Raw genomic sequence first — 10,819 nt, forward strand, 5'->3', positions numbered from 1 at the left:
TGATGAACACGACCGATTCCCTCTCCCCTGTCCAGCAGATCATTGCCGCGCACCGCCGTGGCGAAGCGGCCGGTTTGTACAGCGTATGCTGCAGCCATCCGAGCGTGCTGCGCGCCGCCATGAAAGTGGCCAGCACCTACGACACCGTGCTGCTGGTGGAGGCGACCTCGAATCAGGTGGACCAGTTCGGCGGCTACACCGGCATGACGCCACCGCAGTTTGTCGCCTACGTCCACGATCTGGCGCGTCAGCAAGGCTTCCCGCTTGCGCGTCTGGTGCTGGGTGGCGATCACCTCGGCCCCAACGCGTGGCAAGGGCTGGACAGCGCCACCGCCATGCAGAACGCCGAAATCCTGATCGCGGCGTACGCGGCGGCCGGCTTCCACAAAATTCACCTCGATTGCAGCATGCGCTGCGCCGATGATCCGCAATACCTGAGCGACGAAGTGATTGCCGCACGCTCCGCCCGTCTGTGCATCGTCGCCGAGCAGGCCGCCGACCAGGCTGGCCTGCCGCCGCCGGTGTATGTGATCGGCACCGAAGTGCCGATTCCGGGCGGCGAAGCCAACCTGGCGCAAGCCGGCGCCGTCACCTCGCCGCAAGCCGCGCGCCGCACGCTGGACGTGCACCACAAAGCCTTCATGGAGCAGAACCTGCACGCCGCCTGGCGCCGTGTGATCGCCATGGTGGTGCAGCCGGGCGTGGACTTCGACCATACCCAGATCCAGCACTACGACGCGGCCCAGGCCACCGAGCTATCGGCCTTTGTCGCCGGCCAGCCGGGCATCGTGTTCGAAGCCCACTCCACCGACTACCAGCGCGAAACGGCGCTGCACGAGATGGTGCGCGATCACTTTGCCATCCTCAAGGTCGGTCCGGCCGCCACCTTCGCCCTGCGCGAAGCCCTGATGGCGCTGTGCCAGATCGAACAAGAACTGGTACCGGCCAGCCAGGTCTCGCGCCTGATGCAGGTGCTGGACGACACCATGCTGGCGCAACCCAAACACTGGGCCAGGCACTATCCGGGCAGCAGCGCGGAACAGCGCCTGCTGCGCCGCTACGGCCTGAGCGACCGTTGCCGCTACTACTGGGGCGAAGCGCCGGTGGTGGTGGCGGTAGAGAAGCTGATCGCCAACCTGGATGCGCTGGAGATACCGCTGTCGCTGCTCAGCCAGCACCTGCCGGAACAATACCTGGAAGTGCTGCAAGGCCAGCTGGCGCCGCGCGCCAACGCCCTGCTCGAACATAAAATCAGCCGCCTGCTGGCGCAGTACGCGCGCGCCTGCAACCGCAACGCAGCAGCCGCCCATAACGCTTCTGCTGGCAGCGCAGCTGCGATCTGTTAAGCTGCCTGTTTTGACAGATTTACAGCAAATTCATGCGACATACCAGCCAACGCCGCGCTTCGATTTTGCAGGCGCTCACCCAGCACGGATCGGTGCAGGTCAACCAACTGGTGGAACAGATGGGCGTCTCTGCGGTGACCATCCGCAGCGACCTCAGTGCACTGGAATCCCAGGGGCTGGCAACCCGTAGCCACGGCGGCGCCGCCCTGGCGCGCACGCCGCCGACCGAACACACGGTGCCGCAGAAGGACGCCATCAACCACGAACAGAAATCCCGTATCGGCGCCTACGCGGCGCGCATGGTGCAGCCCGGCGATAACATCATCATCGACTCCGGCACCACCACCATCTCGCTGGCGCGCCACTTGCGCGAGGCGCAGAACATCACGGTCATGACCAATGGCCTGAATATCGCTTGGGAGCTGGCCGATGCGCCGGGCGTGGACCTGATCCTGACCGGCGGCCTGCTGCGCAAGCAGTCGCTGTCGATCCAGGGCACGCAGGCCGAAGCCTGCTTGCAGGCCTACAGCTTCGACAAGCTGTTCCTCGGCGTCGATGGTTTCGATTTGCAGTTCGGCGTCACCACCCACCACGAGGCGGAGGCCAGCCTGAATCACAAGATGGTGGAACGGGCCAAGAAGATCATCGTGCTGACCGACGCCTCCAAGTTTGGCCGCGTCAGCCTGCACCGCATCGTGCAGCTGGACCGCGTGCACGCGGTGATTACCGATGCCGGCATCAGCCCGGAATACCGCAACGGCCTGCTCGAAGCAGGTATCGAGCTGCTGATTGCGGAGTAATGCCGTGCTGAGTGGACGTATTCTGACCCCCAACGGCTGGATCAACGGCAGCATCGCCTTCGACCAGCGCATCCAGCACATCCGCGAAGACAACGGCGCGGACAACACGCTGACCATCCTGCCCGGCTTTATCGACCTGCACGTGCATGGCGCCGCCGGCGTCGACATCATGCAGGGTGGCGACTCCGGCGCCACGGTGGCGCGCGCGCACGCAAAGCATGGCACCACCGCCATGCTGGGCACCACCATGACCGCCACCGACAACTCGATCCGCCGCGCCTTGCGCGGACTGGCGCCGACTATCGCCCAGCGGCCGAGCGGCGGTGCGCGCATGCTGGGCGTGCATCTGGAAGGCCCGTTCCTGAGCATTCACCGCCTCGGCGCGCAGCCGGCAGACGCCATCGCTGTTGGCAGCATGGACCTGGTGCGCAGCTACCACGAACTGGCGCCGATCCGCGCCATGACGCTGGCCACCGAAGTTGAAGGCCACCTGGAGCTGATCCCGCAACTCAATCAACTCGGCATCCGCGTGCAGATCGGCCATAGCAACGGCAGCTATGAAGATGGCGTGGCCGCACTGAAGGCCGGTGCAGCCGGCTTCACGCATCTGTACAACGGCATGACGGCACTGAGCCACTACAATCCCGGCATCGTTGGCGCCGCACTGGCGCACGCTGAGTATGCCGAAATTATTCCCGACCTCCAGCACGTGGAACCGGGCGCCATCCGCGCCGCGCTGCGCGCGATTCCGCGCCTGTACGGCATTACCGACGCCACCGCCGCCACCGGCATGCCGGATGGCGAATATGGCCTCGGCAGCCAGCGCGTCTACAAGTGCGCGGGCTGCGTGCGGCTGGCCACAGGATCGCTGGCCGGCAGCGTGCTGACCATGGACCAGGCTTTGCGTAATTTCATCGGGCTGGGACTGGACCTGGCCGATGCGTCGAACCGTTTGTCGCTCTACCCAGCGGACTACCTGGGCGAGACCGAACGTGGCCGTCTGGCGCAAGGCGCCTGGGCCGATATTGTGGTGCTCAACAAAGAATTACAACCGGTGGCCGTCTTCGTTGAAGGTGAAGCCATCGATCTAACCACCAACTAGCCGGAGACTCGATGCAAGCACGCGCCATGGGATTTTTACTGTTCATTGCAGGGATGGGTGGACTACTTTACGGAATCGACGTTGGCATCATTGCCGGCGCCTTGCCCTATCTGGAATCCACCGCCTCGGTGGCATGGCGTTTAAGTGCTCAGCAACTGAGTTTTATTGTGGCAGCGGTGCTGCTGGGTTCCGTGCTGTCGTCGCTGTTTGCCGGTGCGCTGGCTGACTGGATCGGCCGCCGCTGGGCGATGGTGCTGTCCGGCGTGCTGTTCTCGCTCAGCATTCCGCTGATCGCGCTGGCCGATGGCTACATCCCGCTGCTGCTGGGCCGCCTGCTGCAAGGCATCAGCGGTGGCCTGATCGGCGTGATTGTGCCGCTGTACCTGGCCGAATGCCTGCATGCGCGCCAGCGTGGCCGTGGCGCCGCGCTGTTCCAGCTGCTGCTGACGATAGGCCTGGTGGCCGCCGCAGTAGTCGGCCTGCTGCAAGCGCACACGGTGGAAAGCGCCACCGCCGCCGCCCAGGCGCTGTCGGAGACGGAGCGCGTGGCAGCGGTGTTTGCAGCCAAGGACAACGCCTGGCGCAGCATCTTCTGGTGGTGCCTGACGCCAGGCCTGGTGTTCACGGCCGGCAGCCTGCTGCTGGCTGAATCGCCGCGCTGGCTGGCACGCCGCGGCCGCATTGAAGAAGCCCGCACCGCCCTGCTGCGCACCCGTCCAGCCGACGAAGCGGAGGCCGAGCTGCGCGAGATCCAGCAAGCCCTGGCGCCAGCCGCCGCCACTGCGGGCACACCCGCCGCCAGCGATCCGCTGCTGAGCCGCCGCTACATGCTGCCCTTCCTGATCGCCTGCCTGGTGCTGGCGCTGAACCAGGCCACCGGCATCAATTCCGTGCTGGCCTACGTCGTCAACATCCTGAACCAGGCCGGCCTGCCCGGCGCGACTGCCAACACCGCCGACGTCGTGCTGAAAGTGCTGAACGCGCTCATGACCATCGTCGCGGTGGTCCTGGTGGACCGCAAAGGCCGCAAGTTCCTGCTGATGCTGGGCACGGGCGGCATCGTTACCGCGCTGCTGGCAGCGGGCCTGCTGTTCCGCAGCGTCGAAGGCGGCCAGCGCGACGTGCGTCCGCAACTGCAGGCGCATATCCAGTCGGACAGCCTGGCCCTGCGCCTGGACGACGCCACCGTAACTTCGCTGGGCGTCAACCTCAAGGAAGCGCCGCAGCAGCTGACCGTGGCCTATTCCTACGGCCCGTTCACCAACGTGCAGACGCGCCGCAGCGACGACGCCGCCCTGCCGGTGCTGCGCATGAGCCGCGAAGAAACCGTGCAGCCGGACAGCGTCATCGGCGCCTTCTTCCGCAAGCTGCATCTGAATCCATTTGCCGATCCGGCCGAAGGCCAGAACGCGCCGCTGCACATCGAACGCGCCGACATCGCCGCCGTGCCGCCCACCGCGCATGGCTGGTGGGTGGCGCTGGCCATGTGCCTGTTTGTCGCCAGCTTTGCGGTGGGACCGGGCGTGTGCGTGTGGCTGGCGCTGTCGGAACTCATGCCAACCCGCATCCGCTCCAACGGCATGAGCATCGCGCTGCTCATCAACCAGTTTGTCTCGACCGTGATCGCTGCGGTATTCCTGCCCACCGTGGGCCAGTACGGCTACGCCACCATGTTCTTCGGCTGGGCTGGCTGCACCCTGCTGTACTTCCTGACTGCCACCTTCCTGCTGCCTGAAACCAAAGGCAAGACACTGGAAGAAATCGAAGCCCACTTCGCCCGCAAGGGCTGATGCATCAAACGGTGGCGCACCCCAGGTTCGCCACCGTGGTTTTTCCCTCCTGATTCCCCTCCCCCTGCTGCGCTAACGCTGCTTTACATTCATCTGGCGCAATCTTCCTTGCAAAGAAATAATTGTTAACACCCTTGCATCAATTGTTATTTGCGTATTATCATATCCTCAATATCAAATATGCACTTGTTGATGTATTTGCACTTCCCCCTCCTTCCCGCTGTACTCTCTGAAAGGTTTGCCCCATGCATGAGTCCTCTTCCAGGCATTTGAGCCTGTCGCACACGCTGGTGCCCGTCCTGTTATCGCTGGCAGTCAGCCAGGCTTATGCCGTGGACGTCACCCAGAACGGCACGGCCGGCCTGGCAGGCACCGCAGGCGCCACGCCAGGTGGCAACGGCACCCAAGGCGGGGTGGGCGGCAACGCCACTGCCAATAACAACGGCTCGGCCACGGACAACAATAGCGCGGCCGCCAATGGCGGTGCCGGCGGTGCGGGTGGCAACGGCGGCGCTGGCAATGCCAGCCTCAATGGCGGCAATGGCGGCGCGGGCGGCAACGGCGGCAATGCCAGCGCTGCAGCGGCAAAAAATATCGCCACGCTCAACGGCAGCGCTAGCCTGACGGTTGCCGCCGTGGGTGGCACCGGTGGTGACGCTGGCCAGCCCGGTGCCGCTGGCAGCGGCACGCTGGCGGGCCTGGGCAGCAATGGCGGCAACGGCGGCAGCGCGCTGGCCAACGGCAGCCTGAGCCTGGCCACCCCAAGCATCGGCAGCGGCACGCTGACGCTGTCGGTGACCGGCACCGGCGGCAACGGTGGCGCCGGCTATGGCAGCGCCTTCCAGGGCGGCGCTGGCGGCGAAGCCAGCAGCAACGCCAGCCTGGGCGGCACTGTCAATACCGGCCAGTTCACGCTGACCCAGCGCGGCGGCAACGGCGGCGCCGGCCTGCAAGGTGCGCGCGGCGGCAATGGCGGGCAATCGCTGCTGAATACCAATTTCAGCAATACGGATATATCGCGCGGCAATCTGAACCAGACAGCAGCAGGCGGCAACGGCGGCGCCAGCGATAGTGCACAGGCCGGCAACGGCGCCAGCGCCGCCTCCACACTCACGCTGGCCCTTAGCACCAAATTTGGTGCAGACAATTTCGGCCAGGTCTGGGCCCAGTCCAACGCCACCGGCGGCAACGGCGGCGATACGCTCAGCGGCGTGGCCGGCAACGGCGGCAACGCCAACGCCAACCTGACGCTGGGCGGCAAAGTGGCGCGGGTGGTGTACGCCCCCACCGTGGCCGCGACGGCCGGTAACGGCGGCAACGCCGGCGCTGGCGGTAGCGCCGGCTTAGCGGGCAATGCCAGTGCCAGCCTGAACCTTACCCTGAGCAACAGCGATTATGCGTCGGCCGGCGCGGTGGGCGGCATCGGCGGCGGTTACACCAGCGGCAATGGCAACGGCCAGGCCGGCGGCAGCGCCACCGCGACCACCCAAGCACAGGCTGACCAGCAAACCACCGTGTTCGCCCGCGCCCGCGGGGGCAAGGGCGGCACCGGCTCGGGGCTAGGTTATAGCGGCGGTACCGGCGGCAGCGCCACTGCCAGCGCCGCCGCCACATTGCTGAACAAAGACACCGGCGAGGCCAGGCTATACGTCTCGACCACCGGCGGCGCGGGCGGTACCGGCATCAATGGCGCCAACGGTGGCGCCGGCGCCGCTAACAACCTGTCCAACACCATGCATGCCAACAGCGCCCTACAGTCCTTCGACCAATCGGCCGCAGGCGGGTCGGGCGGCGGCAGCGATAGTGGCCGCGGCGGTGCCGGTGGCAACGGTAGCTCCGCACTCAGCATCACCGACACCAACAGCCGTGGCTTGTCACTGACCTCGAGCGGCTACGGCGGCAATGGCGGTTGGAGCCATACCGGCGCGGCCGGTACCAGCGGCACCGGCCGCACCGAGGTCAGCGGCATCGTCGGCGGCAACGCCAACGTCAGTGTCATCGGCCAGTCTTACGGCGGCGCCGGCGGCTCGAGTGACGCCGGCAACGGCCAAAATGGCGGCGCCGCGCAGAGCGTTGCTTACGCTGAAAATAGCGGCGGCCCTGGACGCAATCTGTATACCGTCTCGGTCCTCACCCGCACCATGGGCGGCGACGGCGGTTCAGGCAGCGGCAGCGGCGCACACGGCGGTGATGGCGGCAGCCTGATCGGCACGGGCTCGTCTGCCCATGCCAAGTCCGACCTGGCCAAAACCACGGTGTATGCCTACGATACTGGCGGCAATGGCGGCAAAGGCCTGGCAGGCGCCAATGGCGGCAATGGCGGCAACGTTGTCGTCAGCAATGCCGTGTACGGCACCACCAGCGGCACATTGAGCCTGACGCAAGGGATGCGCGGCGGCTTTGGCGGCGACACCGACCGGACCGGCGGCAACGGCGGCAATGCCGGATCGGCAGAAAATCGCCTGGTTCTCAATGATGTGAAGGCCGCCACCACCACGGCGGCGCTGAGCGCGGACCGCGCCGACGGCGGCGCGGGCTTCAACGGCGGCCGCGGCGGCGATACGCTTTCGGTGCTGAACGTCGCATCGACCACGGCGGGCGCTTCGCTGAACCTGCTCGCCACTGCCGCCGGCGGCATGAGTGGCGTTGCCACCGGCAGTGGCGGCCGTATCGGCAATGGCGGCACCGGCCGCGCCGAAGCCCGCGGCAGCACGGTGGGTGCGGGCGGCAATCTCGTAGTCGAGGCCAACGCGAGCGGCGGCGGCAACGTGACATTGAGCAGCTACTACAGCATTACCGGTTCCTCGACACCAACCGGCCCGGTGCAATCGGCGGCCGGCAATACCGCCACCGCCAGTGCCTACGCCACGGCCGATAGCAACGCGGCGGCGACGGCGCGCGCGACGGGCGGCAACGGCAGCGTCGCCTGGGGCAGCGGCCAGCGCGGCGGCAACGGCGCGCTGGCGACCAGCCTGGCCAACACCGTCACCAAGGGCGGCACGGCGCTCGCCAGCACCGACACCCGGGGCGGCAGCGGCGGCGATGGCGGCAACGGCGCTGGCGGCGGCGATGGCGCTTCGCTGAGTTTGCTCAATACGGTCTCCGGCAGCAACACCGGCGGCGTGCTCACGCTGGCGCAGAGTGTCACCGCCGGCAACGGCGGCAACAGTACCGGCGGCCTGGGCGGCAAAGCCGGCAATGCCACGTCGACCTTGTCGCTGAGCGGCGTCACGCAGCAGGAACTTAATGTCTCCGCCACCGCCACCGGCGGCAATGGCGGTACCAGCACCATCGCCAACGGCAGCGCCGCCGGCACCGGCACGGCCATCGTTACGGTCAGCAGCAACAGCAACCTGTCCGGCACCGCCAGCGCTACCGGCGGCAGCGGCGGCAACCGCGTCAAAGGCGGCGATGCCACCGCCCAGACCAGCTTGACCAGCACTGGCGCCGCCAGCGTCAATGCGGTGGCCAAGGCCTATGGCGGCACTGGCGGCTACCACACGGTGGGGGGCCAGGGCCTCGCCACTGCTTACGGCCAGTCCGACACCGGCAACGTCACCGTGGAAGTGCTGCAGCGCGGCGGCGACAGCGGCTCGAACACGGGCACCGACCTGGCCCCGGATGGCGCCAGCACGGCGGCCGTCAACCAGGCCAGCGGCCGCACGGCAGGCGCGCTGGCGCTGATCCAGAGCGCACGGGGCGGCGATGGCGGCCTCAGTTCCCGGGGCGGCGCCGGCAATGGCGGCACCGGCGTCTCACGCCTGACCTTGAGCGATAGCAGCGCCGCCAGCCTCAGCGCAACGCTCAATGCCAATGGCGGCAGTGGCGTCTACAACAGCGGCAGCGGCGCTAACGGCAGCGGCGGCGCCGCCATCAGCGAACTGGTGCTTGCCTCCACCCGTAGCAATACGGCAGTGACGGGCAGCAGCCTGGCCACCGGCGGCGAGAGCGTGTACCGCGGCCAGAGCGGCAACGCCACGGCCAGCGCCAACGTCACCGCGCGTGGCGCGGCCAGCGCCAATGCTACCGCCAGCGGCACTGCCTATTCCTACTACAAACCGGGCCAGGCAAACGCCTCGGCATGGGCGCGCAGCACCCAGGACGGCAGCGCTGCCAGCGCCAACAGCCGCGCCCTCAGCAGCGGCACCGGTACCAGTGGTGCGGTTGCGCTGGCACGTGCTGATGGCATTGGTGCTGGCAGCAATACCGCCAACGCCTACGCCCAAGGCAGCGGCAGCGCCACCGCCATCAGCAGCGCCAGCGATGGCCTGCATGGCCTGGCTACTGCCAAGGCCAGCGCACCGGTCACTGGCGCGGAAGCCGGCGCCAGCACCACCGCCAGCTATGGCAGCAATGGCCTGCTGGGCAGTCTGCGCGCAATCGACACCAGCCAGGCGGTATCGGTCGTCAATGGCCTGCCAGCCGACGGCACCGCGCTGCTGGCCGCCACACCGCATGCCGCAGCCGCAATCGGCAAGGTGCTCGGCGCTGGCGTGCAAGGCGCGTCGTATGCCGACCCGACGGCAGGCGTCAGCCACACCTATGTCACCAGCGGGGTGTTTGATTTCCAGACCACGGCAGCGGGCAATTTGAGCGTCGGCTGGCTGTCCAACTATGGCATCGGCAGCGGCTTCGATCAGCTGAGCCTGACCATCAACAGCAAAGGCACGCTGATTTACGCGCATACCTTTGGCTCACTGAGCGAAGCGCAAAGCTTCTTCAGCGACGGCACGCTGGACCTGGGCCGGTTTGAGGCTGGCCAGCAAAGCCTGGAGATCGCCTCGGCGCTGACCTCCACCCATGCCGGTGGCTTTGCCTTCAGCTACGCGGTGGGCACCTCGCCGGTGCCGGAACCGGCGACCTGGGCCATGAGCCTGGCCGGCCTGATGCTGGTACTGCTGCAGCGCCGCCGCGGCGCCACCATGCGCGGTGCCGCATGAGCACCGACATCGAAGCAACTCTTCATCAACAGGAACCACATCACATGAAAATGGAAACACTGGAATTGCCCGCCACCGCAAAACAGACGAGCGGCTGGAAATCATGGCAAGTGACTGCGGCGCTCGCGCTGGGACTGATCGGTTCGGCAGCGTTGGCCACGCTGGCCGCCAGCGAATGGAATAAAAGCGCCGAGCGCGTCCTGACACCGGGCCCGGTCGGCAGCCTGTACAGCGTACAGCTGGTCAACGGCCAGGTGTATTACGGCGTGCTGCTGGAAGCCAAGCCCGCCTATCTGCGGCTTGGCGATGTGTATTTCATCCAGTCCTACCAGCAGCCTGACGGCCAGCAAGGCAACCGCGTTGTCAGCCGCCGCAAGAACGACTGGCATGGCCCGGAGTCGCAAACCATTCCGGTCGACAAAATCCTGACGCTCGACGCAGTCGGCCAGCAGTCGCAGCTGGCCAAACTGATCCAGCAAGATAAAGCAGCAAACCGCTAAGCCAGTCGAGCGCCAAGCGGTACGGCCGGCGTCCAGTATGGACCCGGCCAGTTCTCCCCCCCACTCCTGATCCTGATCCTGAACGAAAGGCTAGTCCCATGCGTCTACTGTCGCCTGTTTCCTCACGCCTGCCCCAGCGGCTGGTCCCCCTGCTACTTTCCCTGGCCGTCAGCCAGGCTTACGCAGTTGATCTCGTCCAGACCGGCACCGCCGGCACCGCTGGCAGCGCCGGCGTGGCGCCGGGCGGCAACGGCAGCAACGGCGGTAGCGGCGGCACCGCAGCGGCCAGCCAGCCCGGTTCCAGCGGCGCCAGCGATAGCGCCAGTGCCACTGGCGGCGCC

At 67.0% G+C, this 10,819-nt stretch carries 6 protein-coding genes and 1 pseudogene; all 7 read left to right on the forward strand.

Features of this window, described 5'->3' with window-relative positions; genetic code table 11:
* Positions 1–2 precede the first annotated feature (2 nt).
* Positions 3–1,346 carry a D-tagatose-bisphosphate aldolase, class II, non-catalytic subunit gene (locus GTP58_RS24715; protein ID WP_161079743.1) on the forward strand — a complete coding sequence of 448 codons (1,344 nt, stop codon included), beginning with the start codon at positions 3–5 and terminating at the stop codon, positions 1,344–1,346.
* 32 nt (positions 1,347–1,378) lie between these two features.
* Positions 1,379–2,146, forward strand: a complete 768-nt coding sequence (locus tag GTP58_RS24720) for a DeoR family transcriptional regulator (protein WP_161079711.1) — start codon at positions 1,379–1,381, stop codon at positions 2,144–2,146.
* A gap of 4 nt (positions 2,147–2,150) precedes the next feature.
* A complete protein-coding gene (gene nagA / locus GTP58_RS24725) occupies positions 2,151–3,248 on the forward strand; it encodes an N-acetylglucosamine-6-phosphate deacetylase (RefSeq protein ID WP_072786692.1) in 1,098 nt (365 codons plus the stop codon).
* 11 nt (positions 3,249–3,259) lie between these two features.
* Positions 3,260–5,038 carry an MFS transporter gene (locus GTP58_RS24730; RefSeq protein ID WP_229215725.1) on the forward strand — a complete coding sequence of 593 codons (1,779 nt, stop codon included), beginning with the start codon at positions 3,260–3,262 and terminating at the stop codon, positions 5,036–5,038.
* 245 nt (positions 5,039–5,283) lie between these two features.
* Positions 5,284–9,978, forward strand: coding sequence for a PEP-CTERM sorting domain-containing protein (locus GTP58_RS24735; RefSeq protein WP_161079712.1), 4,695 nt, complete (start codon positions 5,284–5,286; stop codon positions 9,976–9,978).
* 44 nt (positions 9,979–10,022) lie between these two features.
* A complete protein-coding gene (locus tag GTP58_RS24740) occupies positions 10,023–10,478 on the forward strand; it encodes a hypothetical protein (protein WP_161079713.1) in 456 nt (151 codons plus the stop codon).
* A gap of 98 nt (positions 10,479–10,576) precedes the next feature.
* Positions 10,577–10,819 (forward strand): annotated as a pseudogene (locus GTP58_RS24745) (hypothetical protein); the annotation flags it as partial.

It is taken from the genome of Duganella sp. CY15W (assembly GCF_009857555.1).
GTDB lineage: Bacteria > Pseudomonadota > Gammaproteobacteria > Burkholderiales > Burkholderiaceae_D > Rugamonas > Rugamonas sacchari.